The 15,630-nt window shown below is 64.9% G+C and carries 20 protein-coding genes; 6 read left to right on the top strand and 14 right to left on the bottom strand.

Annotation, left to right across the window (positions count from 1 at the left end):
• Positions 1-9: 9 nt before the first annotated feature.
• Both ACM42_RS37585 and ACM42_RS37580 read left to right on the top strand, forming a co-directional pair.
• Positions 10-879: a hypothetical protein gene (locus ACM42_RS37585; RefSeq protein ID WP_271533482.1), complete on the top strand. Its 870-nt coding sequence runs from the start codon at positions 10-12 to the stop codon at positions 877-879.
• 184 nt (positions 880-1,063) lie between these two features.
• Positions 1,064-1,273 (top strand): hypothetical protein, encoded by a 210-nt coding sequence (locus tag ACM42_RS37580; protein WP_271533481.1) that lies wholly within the window; start codon positions 1,064-1,066, stop codon positions 1,271-1,273.
• A gap of 10 nt (positions 1,274-1,283) precedes the next feature.
• Here the strand turns inward: ACM42_RS37580 and ACM42_RS37575 are convergent, their stop codons facing one another.
• From ACM42_RS37575 to ACM42_RS37555, 5 genes are read right to left on the bottom strand one after another with little or no spacing between them, the layout of a single operon-like run.
• Positions 1,284-1,631: a hypothetical protein gene (locus tag ACM42_RS37575; protein WP_271533480.1), complete on the bottom strand. Its 348-nt coding sequence runs from the start codon at positions 1,629-1,631 to the stop codon at positions 1,284-1,286.
• 26 nt (positions 1,632-1,657) lie between these two features.
• Positions 1,658-2,452 carry a pentapeptide repeat-containing protein gene (locus tag ACM42_RS37570; RefSeq protein ID WP_271533479.1) on the bottom strand — a complete coding sequence of 265 codons (795 nt, stop codon included), beginning with the start codon at positions 2,450-2,452 and terminating at the stop codon, positions 1,658-1,660.
• 48 nt (positions 2,453-2,500) lie between these two features.
• Positions 2,501-3,241, bottom strand: a complete 741-nt coding sequence (locus ACM42_RS37565; protein ID WP_271533478.1) for an ABC transporter ATP-binding protein — start codon at positions 3,239-3,241, stop codon at positions 2,501-2,503.
• On the bottom strand, positions 3,231-3,968 hold the full coding sequence (locus ACM42_RS37560; protein ID WP_271533477.1) for an ABC transporter permease: 738 nt from the start codon (positions 3,966-3,968) through the stop codon (positions 3,231-3,233). The genes ACM42_RS37565 and ACM42_RS37560 overlap by 11 nt, the downstream gene beginning before the upstream one ends.
• A gap of 1 nt (position 3,969) precedes the next feature.
• On the bottom strand, positions 3,970-4,917 hold the full coding sequence (locus tag ACM42_RS37555) for an ABC transporter substrate-binding protein (protein WP_271533476.1): 948 nt from the start codon (positions 4,915-4,917) through the stop codon (positions 3,970-3,972).
• Positions 4,918-5,055: 138 nt separating this feature from the next.
• On the opposite strand from ACM42_RS37555, the gene ACM42_RS37550 reads away from it, so the two are divergent.
• On the top strand, positions 5,056-5,415 hold the full coding sequence (locus ACM42_RS37550) for a hypothetical protein (protein ID WP_271533475.1): 360 nt from the start codon (positions 5,056-5,058) through the stop codon (positions 5,413-5,415).
• Positions 5,416-5,532: 117 nt separating this feature from the next.
• Here the strand turns inward: ACM42_RS37550 and ACM42_RS37545 are convergent, their stop codons facing one another.
• Complete coding sequence (locus tag ACM42_RS37545) at positions 5,533-6,351, bottom strand: quinoprotein dehydrogenase-associated SoxYZ-like carrier (RefSeq protein WP_271533474.1); 819 nt, start codon at positions 6,349-6,351, stop codon at positions 5,533-5,535.
• A 53-nt stretch (positions 6,352-6,404) separates the two neighbouring features.
• Complete coding sequence (locus ACM42_RS37540) at positions 6,405-7,328, bottom strand: quinoprotein relay system zinc metallohydrolase 2 (RefSeq protein ID WP_271533473.1); 924 nt, start codon at positions 7,326-7,328, stop codon at positions 6,405-6,407.
• Between the two features lie 129 nt (positions 7,329-7,457).
• Between ACM42_RS37540 and ACM42_RS37535 the strand changes: the two genes are divergently transcribed.
• On the top strand, positions 7,458-8,342 hold the full coding sequence (locus tag ACM42_RS37535; RefSeq protein ID WP_271533472.1) for a substrate-binding domain-containing protein: 885 nt from the start codon (positions 7,458-7,460) through the stop codon (positions 8,340-8,342).
• Positions 8,339-8,899, top strand: coding sequence for a PQQ-dependent catabolism-associated CXXCW motif protein (locus tag ACM42_RS37530; protein ID WP_271533471.1), 561 nt, complete (start codon positions 8,339-8,341; stop codon positions 8,897-8,899). The genes ACM42_RS37535 and ACM42_RS37530 overlap by 4 nt, the downstream gene beginning before the upstream one ends.
• A gap of 57 nt (positions 8,900-8,956) precedes the next feature.
• Here ACM42_RS37530 and ACM42_RS37525 read toward each other — a convergent pair whose 3' ends face one another.
• The 6 genes from ACM42_RS37525 to ACM42_RS37500 all read right to left on the bottom strand — a co-directional run bounded on the left by ACM42_RS37525 (position 8,957) and on the right by ACM42_RS37500 (position 13,979).
• The gene (locus ACM42_RS37525) at positions 8,957-9,259 is read right to left on the bottom strand and encodes a copper-binding protein (RefSeq protein WP_271533470.1); all 303 of its coding nucleotides are present in this window, start codon (positions 9,257-9,259) and stop codon (positions 8,957-8,959) included.
• Positions 9,260-9,384: 125 nt separating this feature from the next.
• On the bottom strand, positions 9,385-9,993 hold the full coding sequence (locus ACM42_RS37520) for a hypothetical protein (protein WP_271533469.1): 609 nt from the start codon (positions 9,991-9,993) through the stop codon (positions 9,385-9,387).
• Complete coding sequence (locus ACM42_RS37515; RefSeq protein WP_271533468.1) at positions 9,990-10,838, bottom strand: ABC transporter permease; 849 nt, start codon at positions 10,836-10,838, stop codon at positions 9,990-9,992. Before ACM42_RS37515 ends, ACM42_RS37520 begins: the two co-directional genes overlap by 4 nt.
• Positions 10,835-11,644, bottom strand: a complete 810-nt coding sequence (locus tag ACM42_RS37510; RefSeq protein WP_271533467.1) for an ABC transporter ATP-binding protein — start codon at positions 11,642-11,644, stop codon at positions 10,835-10,837. Before ACM42_RS37510 ends, ACM42_RS37515 begins: the two co-directional genes overlap by 4 nt.
• Positions 11,641-12,579, bottom strand: a complete 939-nt coding sequence (locus tag ACM42_RS37505; protein WP_271533466.1) for a YVTN family beta-propeller repeat protein — start codon at positions 12,577-12,579, stop codon at positions 11,641-11,643. Before ACM42_RS37505 ends, ACM42_RS37510 begins: the two co-directional genes overlap by 4 nt.
• Before the next feature lie 218 nt (positions 12,580-12,797).
• Complete coding sequence (locus ACM42_RS37500; RefSeq protein WP_271533465.1) at positions 12,798-13,979, bottom strand: ABC transporter substrate-binding protein; 1,182 nt, start codon at positions 13,977-13,979, stop codon at positions 12,798-12,800.
• A gap of 60 nt (positions 13,980-14,039) precedes the next feature.
• On the opposite strand from ACM42_RS37500, the gene ACM42_RS37495 reads away from it, so the two are divergent.
• Positions 14,040-14,612 carry a DUF3280 domain-containing protein gene (locus ACM42_RS37495; protein WP_271533464.1) on the top strand — a complete coding sequence of 191 codons (573 nt, stop codon included), beginning with the start codon at positions 14,040-14,042 and terminating at the stop codon, positions 14,610-14,612.
• Between the two features lie 147 nt (positions 14,613-14,759).
• Here ACM42_RS37495 and fghA read toward each other — a convergent pair whose 3' ends face one another.
• Positions 14,760-15,605, bottom strand: a complete 846-nt coding sequence (fghA, locus tag ACM42_RS37490) for an S-formylglutathione hydrolase (RefSeq protein ID WP_271533463.1) — start codon at positions 15,603-15,605, stop codon at positions 14,760-14,762.
• Positions 15,606-15,630 lie beyond the last annotated feature (25 nt).

Raw genomic sequence — 15,630 nt, 5'->3', positions numbered from 1 at the left:
GGGCACGGGATGGGCGGCAGAACCTGTAAGTTCTGGATGGTGATCGGGTGCGCGATCGTGCTGGCGCCGGCACGCAGCAGCGCCGAGGAAGGCTTTGATACCGAGCATATTTTCGGCTTCTTGATCGGCACCGATGTCGGCAATGTCGGCGAGCGCGAATTCCAGACCCAAACGACAGGGCGCTTCGGCAAAGGCGGGGCGGCGTATCGCGCGCTCGAGCACGAGGTCGAGATCGAGTTGGTGCCACTGCCGAATTTTCGTATCGAGGTCGGCGGCACCGCCAGCTTGCACGACATCACGGGCGTCCCTGATATCGACGACCGCCGCCAGTTCAACTTCCAGGGTGCCTCGCTCGACCTGCGCTACCGCCTGCTGGATCGCGACCGGGCGCCATTCGGCCTTACTATCGCTGCCGAGCTGCACGGCGACCGCATTGACGAGACCAGCGGCGCCAAAGGGCGAATGTACGGCACCGAGTTCACGCTGGCCTTCGACCGCGAACTGATCCCGAACTTCGCCATCGGCGCCCTCAACCTGATCTATCAACCGGAATGGGCGCGCCTCGAGGTTGGAGGAAAATCCGAGAAGAGCTCAACGATCGGCGCCGCGTTTGCTGGCTTGGCGCGCGTGCGGCCGAATGTGCTGCTCGGTGGCGAGTTGCGCTATTTCCGGCAATATGAGGGGATCGGCCTCGGAGAATTTTCAGGCCAGGCCCTGTTCGTCGGCCCCACCGCATATTTTCAGCTATCCGAGCGCTCGCGGCTGACCTTGAGCTGGAGCATGCAGGCTTGGGGACGCCCGGCCGGATCGGGCGGCAATCTCGACCTCGTCAATTTCGAGCGGCACCAGGCCCGGATGGTGTTCGGGATCAACTTCTAGCTGCGAGACCGTCATGGCGGGGACAAGCACGGGCATGACCTCGAGAATTCGGCGCGTCGCAAGGGCAGCAAGGGATGGAGGCAGTTCCCATCGCCATTCCTCACGCTCGCCTGAAACTTCCCCCTCCTTTGCAACGTAATCTTTCGTGCTAATCTCCAGCGCCCCCTTGCGAGAGGATACTGGCATGAACCCGATCGACCTGGTGGTGACTGTGTGTGCGGTGCTCTCGCCTGCTACCTGCGAGGAGCAGCATCTGGTGTTCAACTATTCCGGGTCGCCCCGCCAATGCGTGATGGCCGCGCCGCCCTATATCGCGCAATGGATCGGCGAGCATCCGAAGTGGCAGGCGGTGCGGTGGCGCTGCGAATATCCACACCCGAACGACCGGGCATAGGGCGCCCGCGCTACTTCGTGCAGTCCTTCAGATCCTTGTCGGCGATCGAGAACACGGCGTCCGCCTTGATCTCGATGTCGCGGACCATGCACTGCCGCGCATCGGGATAGCTGACCTTGGCGTCATAGCGGCCGGGCTCGACACCGGTGATGCGCAGCCGCTCGTCGTGGTCGACCTCCTTGTCCTTGTCGTTCAAGCACTGGTTCGGACCCCAGTCGGTCTTGCCGGCCGGCGCGAGCTGGAAACCGGAGATCGTCTCCGCCGTCAGGTTCCAGAGCCTTATGCCCTTCCCCTTGGCCTGCGCGGCGGCGTCGCCGGCAAGCGTCAACAACGCGATCAATGCCAGAACCCAACGCATCAAGCAGTCCTCCCACAGGCGCGCCGTCATTCCCTGATCAGGCGTTCGCGGTTCTTTGCCTTGTCGAAATTCTTGGCGCGGTCAAGGCCGTTCGGCGCGATCAGCTTCGCCGAGGCGAGATCGGCGCCGTCGAAATCGGCGTCGATGACGATGGCGCCGGTCAGATCGGCTCCGCCGAGTTGGGCGTTTTTCAGCGATGCACCGCTCAGGTCGGCGCCCCTGAGGACGGCGAATTCAAGGTCGACGCGTGACAAATCGGCGTTGCGCGCGTTCAGCCGTTCCAGATTGGCGGATCTCAGCACCGCGCGCATCAGCCCCATCGACTGGTTGCGCATGTCGGCACCGAGATGCGCATCCGCGATCGACGTGCCGACCATGCTCGCGCCGGTGAGATCTGCCGTGATGCGCGCCCCAGTCATATCGGCGCCGTCGAGGCGAGCACGTGCCATCTGTGACGCGAACAAATTGGCGCCCTTCAGGCTCGCGCCCGTGAGATCTGCATCCAGCAGCCACGCCTGATCGAGGATCGCCCCATCAAGCCGAGCACCGACGAGTTTCGTCTTGTTGAGCCGTGCCGCACGGAGAATTGCGTTGGCCAGGTCGAGACCACTGAGATCGAGCCCCGATAACCGCTTGCCGGTCAAATCGGCGGGCGCGCCGGCGCTCGCTTTGGCCAGCGCGGCCTCGACATCCTGCCGGCTCATCTCGGCGGAGACCATGGCGGGTGATGTCAGATCGAGATCGCGCATCATGTCCTGCGCGCGCGTCGTTGTCGCGAGCAGAGCAAGGCCAAGTGCCGTCAGGGCGATCCTTCGCTTCATCAGCAGACTCCGCTGCGCCCCAATTTAGCACGGGCCTCGCGCGGTTGCCTATGAGACATCCCGCCCGGCGTGAACGTCGCCTTGCTCCGCTTGGATGCGCCGCCCAAGCTCGGTCCTGATCGCCGCAATCTCGGCTTCGCTGCGCGCGGCGCGCGGGATGGCGATCGGCACCTCCTGCATGATCCGCGCGGGGCGCGGCGACAACAGGAACAGCCGGTCGCCGAGCCGGATCGCATCGTCGAGACTGTGGGTGACGAGCAGCGTCATCATCGGACGGCTCGCGACCAGCGTTGCGATCTCGTCGCGTAGACGGCCGGCGAGCGCATCGTCGAGCGAGGCGAGGGGCTCGTCGAGCACCAGGAGATCGGGCTCGACCGCGAAGGCACGGGCGAGTGCGACGCGGCGGGCAAGGCCGAGCGACAATTCGCCGGGAAAGTGGCTGCGATGGGCTTCCAGCTCCAGGATCCGGAACAGCTCCGACAGCTTTGCGTCGGAAACCTCCGGTGCCGCAAGCCGTACATTCTGCTCGACCGAGCGCCACGGCAGCAGGCGCGGCTCCTGGAACACCATGCCAATCCGCGCCTCCGGCGGTCGCGCGATGCGGCCTGCAAAGTCGCGGTCCAATCCGAGGATGATGCGCAGCATCGTGCTCTTGCCGCAGCCGGACGGCCCGATCAGCACACCGACCTCGCCGGATTGAAGCGCGAACTGGACCGGCGCCAGCACCTCGTGCGTTCCGCCCGCGGCACTCCTGAAGGTTTTTCCTGTGATCTCGACCTCAAGCCGCACGGGGCCGCCACCGGTTTGCGCGGGCTTCGAACGGCTGCACCAGCAAGGTTTCGATGACGAGTACAACGGCGGCGAAGGTCAGGGAATAGGCCAGCAGCCGCGGCGTGTCGAACAGCTGGAAGGCGACGCCGATCTCGAAGCCGACGCCGTTCGGACGACCCAGGAGCTCGGCGACCAGCACGATCTTCCACACCAGCGACAGCCCGGAGCGCGCGGAGGCCGCGATATAGGGCGCAAGCTGCGGCAGCACGACGTGGCGGAAGGCGCGCCAGCGCGGCATCGCGAACACGCTCGCCATCTCGTCGAGCGAGCGGTCGAGCGCGCGCGCGCCCTCGCGCAAGGTGACGATGGCGGTCGGCAGCTTGTTGATGGCGATCGCCGCGATCGCGGCGGCCTCGGTGAGCCCGGCCCAGATATAGGCCAGCACGATCACGACCAGCGCCGGCAAATTGAGCAGCAGGATCAGCCAGGGGTCGCCGAGCCGATCGGCGAGCTTCACCCGGCCCATCAGGTAACCGATCGCGCTGCCGAGCGACATCGCCAGCACGAAGGCGAGCGTGACGCGTGCCAGTGTGGCGCCGAGATGCAGGAACAGCGCGCCGGATGAGGCTTCCGCGATCATGACCTGGAGCACGGCCGGCGGGGAGGGCAGCTTCGCGCCACCGACGAACAGCGCGGCGGTCCACCAGATTGCGAGGAACAGGGCGAACGAGAGAAGACGCAGCACCTCAGTCTCCGGGGACTGCGTGATAGAACGTGCCGGGGTCGAGCTCGGCCGCAGGGCCAACGAGATCGCGGCCGCCGATCTCGGCCAGCACGCGGTAGAGCACGCGTGCGTCCTTCTCCTCGTCGTCGATGCTCCGGCGCGGAATGCCGTCGCGGTAGCGGTCGCGGTAGGTCTTGAGCACGGCCGGATCGCTGGTGCCGGTGAGCGGAGCGACCTTGTCCCAGGCCGCATCCGAGGTCACCAGCAGCTCTTTGGCCTTGCGGGTCATCGCGATGAAGCGCGCCACGGCGTCCCGATGGCTGGCGGCCCAGCTCTCGTCGAAGACATAGCCGACGGCGGAGACAGCACCCTTGGCGCCGAGCTTCGGCAGGATGTCCTCGATGCCGGCGAGGCGGCGAAAGCCCTTGGCTTCGAGCTGGGCACAGAAATTCCAGAAATTGAGGCTCGCATCCATCTCGCCGTCGAGCGCCTTCGCGGCGATCAAGGGCGGGGCGCCATAGGCGATGGTTGCCTCCGACTTCAGGTCGATCCCGTCCTGTTTCATGCGCGCCTGGAGCAGCAGCCAGCTCTTGTCGATCGCCCCGCCGGCGACGGCGAGCTTGCGGCCCTTGAGGTCGGCGAGCGTCTTGATTGGAGAAGCCGCCGGCACCATCACTGCGCCCAACGCGCTCGAATAGGGATAGAAAGTGAGCTTGGCGCCCAGCGCACGCTCGCGCGACACCCACAGCCAGTCCGACAGGATGATGTCGGCGCTGCCGGCGCGCATCGCGATCTTGCCGGCCTCGGTGCTCGCGAGCTCGGTGACCTCCAGCGACAGGCCAGCCTCCTTGTCGAGACCGCTCGCTCGGATTGCGGCCAGCTCCCAGGAGAATGTTCCGGTTTTCTGCACCGCAAGGCGGATCGCATCCGCGGCGCGGCCGGGCGCGGCGAGCGTCAGCGCCAGCGTCATTGCGAGCGCCAATGTTCGACCAAATGCCCTCGTCACACCCAGTGCTCTCATCACCTTGTGAGCCGTTTCCTCTGACGGAATGCTTTTCAGGACAATACGCATAGCATAGCCTTGGTCGCAACCAGCGGGAGGATGCGCATGAATCTGGCGGGACAGCTACGACCGATTGTCGCCGCATTGGTGATGCTGGCTGCGAGCGCGTGCGTGGCACGGGCCGAGGGGGCCAATGATTATCCCACCTCGGCGCGCGCGGAGTATGTCTATGGCTGCATGAAGGCCACCGGCGAGACGCGGGCTGCGATCGAGCAATGTTCCTGCTCGATCGACGTGGTGGCTTCGATCATACCCTACGAGCGCTATGTTACCGCCGAGACCGCGCTCAGCATGTCGCAAGTGCGCGGCAATCTCGGCGTCCAGTTCCGCACCTCGGAGCAAGCGAACTCGGCGGTGAACGATTTGAGGCGCGCCCAGGCGGAAGCCGAGGTGAGGTGTTTCTAGTTTGCTGCCGTCATTCCGGGGCGCGCGAAGCGCGAGCCCGGAATCTCGAGATTCTCAGGTGCGCAATTGCGCACCAGAGTTCGGTCCTGCGGACCGCCCCGGAATGACGGCTCGCTATCACGTTCCCGGCTTCTCCACATCCCACTCGCTGCGGAACACGTGCCCGTCGGTGTCCTTTGCTTCCGCGCGGAAACGCTTGGCGCCGTTGGATACGTACGTGAAGCGCAGATTGGGATCCTCCGAGATCGAGATGCCGCCCTCCATCGACAGCACGAGGCTGTCGTCCTGCGTCAGCTTCAGCTGGTTGATGAAGAAAGCGGGAATGTAGAGCTGCGTGACCTGGTCCATCTGCAGCCCGGAATTGTTGGGATGGCCGATCATGACCTGCGCCTCGCGCACGCGGCTTGACGGCGCCTCCTCGCGTGCGAACTGGCGATAGCGCATCTGGCCGAGCCGGTTCCTGGCTTCCTCGACGTTCTTGCCCGCCGGTGCCGAGCAGCCGCCGGAGGCTTTCACGTAAGTCTTGGACACATAGAGCTGACCGTCGCTGAGCTCGGCGACCGCGTGGACATCGGTGTAGTTGTTGACGCGCACGCGCGTCGATATCTCCGTGACATTGGCATCCGGCCCGAGTTCGAACTTCGCCGCCATCGGCGCGGGATTGCGGTCGATCACCAGCGTGATCGAACGGATGCGCCGCGCATCGCCGGGCGACAGCTTGCTGCGCAGGGTCACCGGCACGATGGCCGCGTCCTCGGCGCGATACGGCATCTCGATGCCGATGACGGCGCTGCCGTCATTCATCGGACGGTTGCTGAAGATGTCCTGCACCAGGCCGGGCCAGGGATCGTAGGCCTCTTCCGCCTGCGCCGGCATCGCGAAAGCGAGGCCGAGAAGCAGGGCGGTGAGGGTCTGGCGGCGTGTGCATCCCGTCATGGTCATGATCCCGCGCGGACGAAACAATCGTTAGGCACAGCCTAGCGCGCCCGCTACTCCCATTCAATTTCAGAGAATGCTGCAGTTGCGTTGCGGGCGTTGTAATCGTCGAACAGCTGCCAATGCGGCCGTTCCGACGCGGCCGCCTTGTCCGCGGCGGCTCGGATCGGCTCGCCGTTTTTGTTCAACGTGCGGACGTCGGACAGCAGCGTTGACAGGTAGCGCCGTTCATCGATCAGCGCCGCAGGCCAGTCGCTCACGGGGCCGTGACCGGGAACGACGCGGAGCGCCGGGATGGTCTCAAGCCGCTTCAAGGTGTCGAGCCAGCCGCGGATGCTGCCGTCCATGACCGGAATGTGGCGGAGAAAGACCAGGTCGCCAGCAAACAGAGTCCTTGTCGTCTCGTCGTACACGATCAAGTCGCTGTCGCTGTGTCCGGCCGGCCAGGCACGCAAGCTCAGGCGGCGCGACCCGAGATCGAGGGTCATCGTGTCGGTCACGAGCAGGGTAGGGGCAATGATCTTGACGGGATCGATCAGCTCGCCGCCCATGATGCGACGGAAATTGTCGAGGTAGAACGGCCCACGCGTCGCGAGCGCCTGCGGCAGCCTGCTATGGCCGACGAAGCTCGCCCCATCCGCAACAAAGGCGGCGTTGCCGAAGACATGATCGGGATGGCCGTGGGTGTTGATGACATAACGGATCGGCTTGGGCGTGCGGGCTCGCACGGCGGCCAGCAGCGCCTCGCCTTCGCGAAGGCTGCCGCCGGTGTCGATCACGGCCACGGCCTCATCGCCGACGATGAAGCCGACATTGGCGATGTCACCTTCGTTCTCGCGGGTCATCAGGGCGATAGTCCCGGAGTGTATGAAGATTCCCGGTGCGACTTCGCTCACAGGCAATTCGGCGGCCCAGGCACATGCTAGCGTTGCCCGGAGCAGGGACAAGGCTGCGATCATCAGAGCGATGCGAGACACTTTTCTGCCTCAGTTCAAAGGGGTTTCATTGCACTGCACAAAGCAAGCCAGCACCCAGCACAAAGTTGGCATACGTGGCGCATCATGCGTTGCATGGATAACATCCAACCAAAACGAGGAGGAAGCGCGATGACGGAGGCCGGACGACATCGTCGCTGGTTGTTTTCACTATGGGTCGTGGTCGCATCCTGTGCGTTCGGCGATGTCGCCGTCGCGCAGACCAAGGACAGCGGCGATCTCTCATTCGAACTGGTCGATCCCAGGGTGCTGCGCGTCTGCGCCGATCCGCGCAATCTGCCGTTCTCCAACGAGAAGGGCGAGGGCTTTGAGAACAAGCTCGCCGAATTTCTTGCGGACAAGCTCCAGAAGAAGCTCGACTACGTCTTCTTTCCGCAGGCCACCGGTTTCGTGCGGATGACGCTGGGTGCGCATCGCTGCGACGTCATCATGGGCTTCCCGCAAGGTGACGACCTTGTGCAGGGCACCAATCCCTACTACCGCACGAGCTATGCGCTGGTCGCGAAGGATGGCAGCGGGCTCGAGGACGTCGACACGCTCGAGGACCCCAGGTTGAAGGGCAAGCATGTCGGCATCGTCGCCGGCACGCCGCCGGCGACCAACATGGCGCTGGCCGGCCTGATGGGCGATGCAAAGCCCTATCCGCTGATGATCGACACGCGCTTCGACAATTCGGCGAAAGCGATGATCGATGACCTCGCCGCCGGCAAGATCGACGCCGGCGTGTTGTGGGGACCGATGGCCGGCTACTATGCGAAGAAGGCCGGCTCTTCGCTCCATGTCACGCCGCTCGTGAAGGAAACCACCGGGCCGAAGCTGGTCTATCGCATCGGCATGGGCGTGCGCCCTGCCGACCAGAACTGGAAGCGGCAGCTCAACAAGGTGATCCAGGAGAACCAGGGCGAGATCAACAAGATCCTGCTCGATTTCGGCGTACCGCTGCTGGACGAGAGCGACCGGCCGCTCGGCGCGGAGGCGGCCAAGAAAACGCCATGAGACGGCCGCTTGCCGCTGTGATCGTCGTTGCTCTGCTCGTGGCACCGGCGTTGGCGCAGCAGCAAGAGCCGTTCGAGCCCGAAGGCTATCGCACCGACAATTATCGCGCGCCGGTGCCGGCGACGCTTGCCGGCGCGCGCGTGCTGACGACCGAGGAGGCGGAGGCGGTCTGGCGCGCGAACAGCGGCACCTTCGTCGACGTCCTGCCGCGGCCGCCGAAGCCGAAGAACCTTCCCGAGGGCACGGTGTGGCGCGATGCGCCGCGCAGGAACATTCCGGGCAGCATCTGGCTGCCTGACACCGGCTACGGCACGCTGCCGCCCGCCATGGATGACTATCTCCAGCGCGGCCTCGCGCGCGCCTCGCGCGGCAACAAGGCCGCATTGCTCGTGATCTATTGCCTCGCCGATTGCTGGATGTCCTGGAACGCCGCCAAGCGTGCGCTGGCTTACGGCTACACCAGCGTAGCCTGGTACCCCGACGGCACCGACGGCTGGGAGCGCGCGAAGCTTCCGACCGATGACGCGCAGCCGGAGCCGCGACCCGAGCAACAATGATCAGGCGAAGATACGCTTCCTCTCTCCGCAAGCGGAGAGAGGTCAAGCGCAGTGCTGTTACTTCTGTTTCTGCAGCTTCGTCAGCGTGCCGGTGCCGTTCGTCTCGGTGGCCGTATAGTTCACCCTGTCGCCGGCATGAACGGCATCCAGCATCGCGGCATCCTTGGTTTTGTACTCCTGGAGCGCGCCGGCGCTGCCAGCGCTGGCGCCGACCGTACCCTTCTGCATCTGTTGGATCGAGATCGTGCCGTTGAGACGGTCGATCCGCGTGATCGTTCCGGTCATGTCTTCGGCAAATGCGCTGGATGTGAGCAAGCTAAGGGCCGCAGCGCCCGCGAAGATGAATTTCGTTGTTCCCATCGAGGCCTCCCAAGGTATGGGGTTCACTTCGACAAGGCATCCTGGATCGATTTGGTTCCGGCAGATAGCTCGGGAAAAGGTTAACGATTGCGGAACTTGCGCGAAAGCCGTCAGCGAGGCTGCCGCTATTCCATTTCCTGCTGGATCACGCGGCCGAGCGCGAACAGGCGCTGGTCGATCGTGGTTGGAACCTCGCAGACGAAGCGCACCACCTTGGTGCGGTCCTCGAAGATACGGGTCTTCCAGATCAGCTCGTTGCTGAGCGCCTCGACCTTGGCCTCGTCGCGGGGTGTCGCGCCTTGCAGGGTGTGGAGTTGGAGCGTTTCCTCGCGAATCTTGTCGGCGGCCTCGCGCTGCTTCCGGCTGACGCGTTCGAGCCCGTTCATGACCTGCGAGCGCTGAGCATTGAGCGTGTCGAACAGACCGGCAAATAGCAGCTTCGCATTCGCCGTCTTGTCGGAACCGGAGGCGGCCAGAAACTCCTTCACCGATTTCTCGGCCTCGTCCAGCGGCGTCTTGCGCGCCGCCAATTTTGCGACCAGCGCGCTGACCTTGGCGTCGTCCTTCCATTTGTTCTGGACATCGTCGAGCGGCGGACCGGCCCACACGGCGGCCAGCGAGATCTCCGGCACCTTGGCTTGGGTACAGGGCCAGTCCGGATAGCGCGGATCGGCCGCGCGCGCGGTCGTGCCGGACAGCGCGATCACCAGGGCAGCCAGGAGCCAGACCTTCATCCTTCGCCTCCCGCAGGCCCGCGTCGCGCCAGCCCGCGCGAGGGATCATAGGCCAAAATCGCTCCGACCATGAAGGCGATTGTGCAGCTTGCCACCACCGCCAGCGAGATCCAGTTGATCTGCCCGTACAGCGCGAAGCGGATCAGCTCGACCGCATGGGTGAACGGATTGGCCTCGCAGAGATAGTACAGATAAGGGCTGCCCTCCTGCACCCGCCAGAGCGGGTAGAGCGCGGAGGAGGCGAAGAACATCGGGAAGATCACGAAGTTCATCACGCCGGCGAAGTTCTCCAGCTGCTTGATGCCCGAGGAGATCAGCATGCCGAGCGAGCCCAGCATCAGCCCGGACAGGATCAGCGCCGGCAGCACGGTAAGGTAGCCCCAGGGCGGCGGGGTGATGTCCCAGAGCCAGGCGATCAGCAGGAATGCGTAGACCTGGAGCAGCGACACCGCGGTGCCTGCGAGCAGCTTGCAGAACAACAGGAATCCGCGCGGCAGCGGGCTCACCAGGAGCGTGCGCATGTTGCCCATCTCGCGGTCATAGACCATCGAGAGCGAGGATTGCATGCCGTTGAAGAGCTGGATCATCGCCATCAGCCCAGGCGCGATATAGACCTCGTAGAGGATGTAGGTCTCGTAGGGCGGGATGATGGAGATGCCGAGCACCTGGCGGAAGCCGGCGGCGAAGATGAACAGCCACACCAGCGGGCGCACCAGCGCCGAGACGAAGCGCTCGCGCTGATGCAGGAAGCGCAGCCCCTCGCGCCAGACGATGCCGGTGAGGCAGGTCAGGTACTCCTGGACCGAGAAGCCGCGCGGGGTGTCACGCGTGGTGATGCTGCTCATGCGCCGCCTCCCGGCATCACTTGCGCGCCGGTCAGGCGCATGAAGGCGGTGTTGACGTCCTGCGCGCCGGCCTCCGCGATGACGCGGCTCATCGGCCCCTTCGCCAGCACCTTGCCCTGGTGCAGCACCACGAGATCGTCGCCGGGATTGATCTCGTCGAACAGGTGCGTGGCCCAGAGCACGCCGATGCCCTGCTCGGTCACGAGCTGGCGGACATGGCTGATGATGTCGGCGCGCGCCTTGACGTCCAGGCCGACCGTAGGCTCGTCCAGCAACAGCAGCCGCGGCCGGTGCAGCAGCGCCCGCGCGATCTCCAGCCGCCGCATCTGGCCGCCGGAGAGATCGCGGACCTTGCTGCCGGCGCGCTCTTCGAGCCCGATGCGGCCGAGCAGCTCGGCGCTGCGCGCGGCGGCCTCGCGGCGGCTGATGCCGTGCAGGGCGGCGTGATAGAGCAGGTTCTGCGTCAGCGACAAATCGAGATCGAGCGTACGCGGCTGGAACACGACCCCTAACAGCCGCAGCGCCTCGCCGGGGCTCTTGCTGATGTCATGACCGAAGATGGCGACACGGCCGGACTGGATGCCGAACAGGCGCGTGACGAGCGAGAACAGCGTGCTCTTGCCAGCGCCGTTCAGCCCAAGCAGCGCAGTGAAGCTCGCGGGCTGGACATTGAAGGAGACGTCCATCAGCGCGCGGCGCGGCCCATAGGCGTGGCTGACGCCGTCGATCGCCAGCGCCGGCACGGCGGCGGGATAAGGCCTTGGTGCGTCGTCGTGTGGTTCGGCGATCGGGGCAGGGCTGGTCATGGTGCGATCGTGACGCCCCAGGGCAGTTCGCCCACCTGAATGGTCTTGATCACCTTTTGCGCGGCGACGTCGATGACCGAGACGTCGTTCGACACGCCATTGGTGGTGAGCAGGTACTTTTCGTCCGGCGTGAACGCCACGTGCCAGACGCGCTGCCCGACGAGCAGGTATTTCGTCACCTTGCGCGAGGCGACATCGACCACGGCGATGCGATTGGCGGGGCCGAGCGCGATGAAGGCGGTCTTGTCGTCCTTGGTCATGCCGATGCCGACGGGCTGGATCGCCTCTTTCCGCAGGCCCGGGATCTCGAAGGTGACCTTGCCGATCACCTCGTGCCTTTTGGGATCGATGATCGACACGGTCCCGCCGATCTCCGAGGATACCCACACTTCCGAACTGTCATGCTTGAACTCGGCGAAGCGCGGCCGGGCGTCGACCAGCACGTTGGCGACGATCTGCCGCGAGGCGGTGTCGATGAAGTGCGCCATGTTGGTCGTCTCGGACGTGTTGATCAGCGTCTTGCCGTCGGGGCTGATGGTCATGCCCTCGGGCTCGACGCCGACCTGGATGTCGCCGAGGCGTGCGCGCTTCTCGAGATCGATCACGGTCACCGTGTTGTCGTTCTCATTGGCGACATAGAGGGTCTTGCCGGCGGCATCCTGCGCGAACAGCTCGGGATCGGGCCCGGAGGGCAGGCTGTCCACCACGCTTTGCGTCTTGGCGTCGATCACCTGGATGGTGTCGTCGTCGCCGACCGCGACCATCACGAATTTGCCGTCGCGCGTGAAATCGATGCCACGCGGGCGCTGGCCGACCTTGATGGTCTTGGTCACGGTCCAGCTGTCGGTGTCGATCACCGACACTGTGTTGCTCTTCTCGTTCGAGACATAGGCGATGAACGCGTGTGCGGGCGCGGTGGCGGTCGCCAGAACCATCAGCAACGCTGCTCTTAGCAGGTGCGATCTCCGTCCGCGGGCGGTCTTCACCTCCCCCGCTTGCGGGGGAGGTCGTATCGCATCGAAAGATGCGATACGGGAGAGGGCTCTCTCCTCTTGGGGGTTCTCGCGAGCGGAGAGACCCTCTCCCCAACCCTCTCCCGCACGCGGGAGAGGGAGCGCACCATCTCTGCGGAGGCTCCGTCGCATCACTTCGCTCACTTCAGCTTGCATTTGCTCTCCGGACGATCGTAGCCGAGCGTGTCGAGCTCGGAGACCTGGTGCAGGAATCCCTCCTGCGGCGACACCGACACCACCATGCGACCATCGACCAGCAGGATCGGCTGGCGCAACTGCAAGTTCCAGTCGCGCAAGGTGAGCCGCGTGCCCTTGAACGCGGCGACCGAGAAATCCGGGGCCTTGATGAAATCGGTCACCTTCTTGACGTCGCCGGAATTGGTGCGCGAGGTGGCTTCGCCGATCATGCGCACCGCGGTCCAGGCCTGCATGTCGAGCGCGGTCATGCGCCGCGAATTCAGCTTGAAGAAGCGGTTCTGCATCTGGATCGCACCCCACTGGTCCTGCGCGGCGTCCCAGCTGCGCGGCACCAGCCCGGCCGAGCCCGCGACGGGCCGCGGATCCCAGGTGCGATAGGGCAAATAGGCGCCGAACACCTCGCTCTCGTCGGCGGCGACCAGCACGTCATAGGCCGGCGCCTGCTGAGTGAAGACAGGCATCTGGCGCTGGATCAGCGTCACGCCGCTATCGGTACGGCGTGCGCCGCCTTTGTCTTCGAAGGTGCGCTCCTGCACGATCTTGGCGCCGAACCGCGTGGCGGTGCGCCGGAGCGCATCGGCGAACAGCTTGTCCTCGTCATGGGAGCCGACCACGAGCAGCCAGCGCTTCCACTGCTTCCACACCAGGTATTGCCCGAGCGCGTCGGCGAGCATTGCCCGGGTCGGGGCGGTATGGATGACGTTGGCGCGGCAATCGGCCTCGCGCAGCCGTTCGTCGATGGCGCCGACGTTGAACAGCAGCGTGCCGCGGTCGCGTAAGGTGTCCGAGACCTTTAGCAGCGCATCGGCCGGCAGGTCGGCGACGATGAAGCCGTTCCTCTCGGCGAGCGCGGACGCCGCCTGCACAACGTCCTCGCCTTCCTTGATGCGGCGCTCCTCCAGCGCAAAGCGCTGGTTGAGGAATTTCCCGGTGGTGTTGTTGTCTTCGATGGCGAGGCGCGCGCCGGCAACGCCGTCATTCCCGGCGGGCTGCTCGACCAGCGACAGCGTCGATCTGGTGCCGGCGATGCCGAGATAGCCGACGCCGATCGTGGCGGGGTCGGCCGCGAGCGCGCTCGTTGCGGCAAGACTCCAGCCGATCAGGCCGACCAACCATCGGATCATGTTTCCTCCAGGCGTTCTCCCCGGCTTGACCGCCGGTGGAGAATTGTTTCTGCTTCAAGCATGACCGATTTGGCCCGCCTTGCAACCCCGCATTTCGTCCTCGCGCGCGCGAGACCGGGAATCACGATTATGCGAGCACTGATCTGTTTCTCGGCTTTGCTGTTGTCGGGCTCGGTCGCGCTCGCAGATCCGCCGAAACTGGCGGTGTTCGATTTCGAGCTGATCGACACCAGCCTGCCCGGCGAGTTCTACGGCTCGAAGCCCGAGCAGGCGCGGCTCGAGCGCATCAGCGAGCAGCTGCGCAAGGAACTGGCAGATTCAGGCAAGTTCCAGATGCTCGACATCGCGCCGGTTCGGGATGCCGCCCGTCACGCGAATCTGCAGGCCTGCGGCGGCTGCGACCTCAAGCTCGCCGGACAGCTCGGCGCCGACCTGGAGATCACTGGCCTGGTGCAGAAGGTCTCGAACCTGATCATCAATCTCAACATCTATTTGCGCGACGTGAAGACCGGCAACATGATCACCGTCGCCAGCGCCGACATGCGCGGCAACACCGACGAATCCTGGTCGCGCACGATGAGCTATCTGATCCGCAACCGCCTGCTGGCGCGCAACTACGGGAGGCCGGAGTAGGGTCTTCTCTCCGCGAGCGCCGCTGTGCACCCACTTCCCTTGCGGGAGGTGGCTCGCCGCGCAGCGGCGAGGCGAGTGAGGGGCGTCGATGCGCGCGCCACCTTCTCCCACAAGAAGGAGGCAGCGTGCGCGTGCGGCGCGCAGAGATCACGCCGTCAATCTTGCCGCATGCCAGTGCAGATGATCGCCCATGAAGGTCGAGATGAAGTAATAGCTGTGGTCGTAGCCCACCTGCCGGCGCAGCGTCAGCGGGATGTTGGTCTTGGTGCAGGCCTCCTGCAGCAGCTCCGGCTTGAGCTGCTCCTTCAAGAAATTGTCGGCATCGCCATAGTCGACCAGGAAGCCCGAAAATTTCGCACCGTCCTCGATCAGCGCCACCGTATCGTGGTTGCGCCAGGAATCCCTGTTCGGCCCGAGATAGCCGGTCAAGGCCTTGATGCCCCAGGGCACCTGCGAAGGCGCCACGATTGGCGCAAACGCGCTTGCCGCGCGAAACCGGTGTGGGTTGCGCAGCGCAACCGTCAGCGCACCATGGCCGCCCATCGAGTGACCCATCACCGATTGCCGCTTGACGTCGGCCGGAAAGTTTTCCGCGATCAGCTTGGGCAACTCGTCGGTGACATAGCTCCACATCCGATAGTTGCGCGCGAACGGCTCTTGCGTCGCGTCGACATAGAAGCCGGCCCCTAAGCCGAAATCATAGGCGTTGTTGGCATCACCCGGCACGTCCGGCCCGCGCGGTGAGGTGTCCGGCGCGACGAAGATCAGGCCGAGCTCGGCGCAGGCTTTGCGGAATTCGCCCTTCTCCGTGACGTTGGCATGCGTGCAGGTGAGCCCGGAGAGGTACCAGACCACGGGTAGTTTGGTGTCGTTCGCGTGCGGCGGAACGTAGACCGAGAACACCATGTCGGTTCCGGTCGCCTGGCTTGCATGGCGATAGACGCCCTGCACACCGCCATAGGATTTATTCGTCGAGACGGTCTGGATCGTCATGCCTGAAACTCCGTGGCATCTCACC

Origin of the sequence: Bradyrhizobium sp. CCBAU 25338 (assembly GCF_028128965.1) — a bacterium.
In the GTDB taxonomy this organism is placed as follows: Bacteria; Pseudomonadota; Alphaproteobacteria; order Rhizobiales; family Xanthobacteraceae; genus Bradyrhizobium; species Bradyrhizobium liaoningense.
The sequence above is the reverse complement of the archived record's forward strand: the minus strand, read 5'-3'. Positions and strand labels throughout refer to the sequence as shown.

Bases quoted from the DNA above. Each gene is read 5' to 3' on its own strand.
- ACM42_RS37585 (WP_271533482.1), top strand. From the start codon at position 10: ATGGGCGGCAGAACCTGTAAGTTCTGGATGGTGATCGGGTGCGCGATC.
- ACM42_RS37580 (WP_271533481.1), top strand. From the start codon at position 1,064: ATGAACCCGATCGACCTGGTGGTGACTGTGTGTGCGGTGCTCTCGCCT.
- ACM42_RS37575 (WP_271533480.1), bottom strand. From the start codon at position 1,631: ATGCGTTGGGTTCTGGCATTGATCGCGTTGTTGACGCTTGCCGGCGAC.
- ACM42_RS37570 (WP_271533479.1), bottom strand. From the start codon at position 2,452: ATGAAGCGAAGGATCGCCCTGACGGCACTTGGCCTTGCTCTGCTCGCG.
- ACM42_RS37555 (WP_271533476.1), bottom strand. From the start codon at position 4,917: ATGACGCTGGCGCTGACGCTCGCCGCGCCCGGCCGCGCCGCGGATGCG.
- ACM42_RS37550 (WP_271533475.1), top strand. From the start codon at position 5,056: ATGAATCTGGCGGGACAGCTACGACCGATTGTCGCCGCATTGGTGATG.
- ACM42_RS37545 (WP_271533474.1), bottom strand. From the start codon at position 6,351: ATGACGGGATGCACACGCCGCCAGACCCTCACCGCCCTGCTTCTCGGC.
- ACM42_RS37535 (WP_271533472.1), top strand. From the start codon at position 7,458: ATGACGGAGGCCGGACGACATCGTCGCTGGTTGTTTTCACTATGGGTC.
- ACM42_RS37530 (WP_271533471.1), top strand. From the start codon at position 8,339: ATGAGACGGCCGCTTGCCGCTGTGATCGTCGTTGCTCTGCTCGTGGCA.
- ACM42_RS37525 (WP_271533470.1), bottom strand. From the start codon at position 9,259: ATGGGAACAACGAAATTCATCTTCGCGGGCGCTGCGGCCCTTAGCTTG.
- ACM42_RS37520 (WP_271533469.1), bottom strand. From the start codon at position 9,993: ATGAAGGTCTGGCTCCTGGCTGCCCTGGTGATCGCGCTGTCCGGCACG.
- ACM42_RS37515 (WP_271533468.1), bottom strand. From the start codon at position 10,838: ATGAGCAGCATCACCACGCGTGACACCCCGCGCGGCTTCTCGGTCCAG.
- ACM42_RS37510 (WP_271533467.1), bottom strand. From the start codon at position 11,644: ATGACCAGCCCTGCCCCGATCGCCGAACCACACGACGACGCACCAAGG.
- ACM42_RS37505 (WP_271533466.1), bottom strand. From the start codon at position 12,579: ATGGTTCTGGCGACCGCCACCGCGCCCGCACACGCGTTCATCGCCTAT.
- ACM42_RS37500 (WP_271533465.1), bottom strand. From the start codon at position 13,979: ATGATCCGATGGTTGGTCGGCCTGATCGGCTGGAGTCTTGCCGCAACG.
- ACM42_RS37495 (WP_271533464.1), top strand. From the start codon at position 14,040: ATGACCGATTTGGCCCGCCTTGCAACCCCGCATTTCGTCCTCGCGCGC.
- fghA (WP_271533463.1), bottom strand. From the start codon at position 15,605: ATGACGATCCAGACCGTCTCGACGAATAAATCCTATGGCGGTGTGCAG.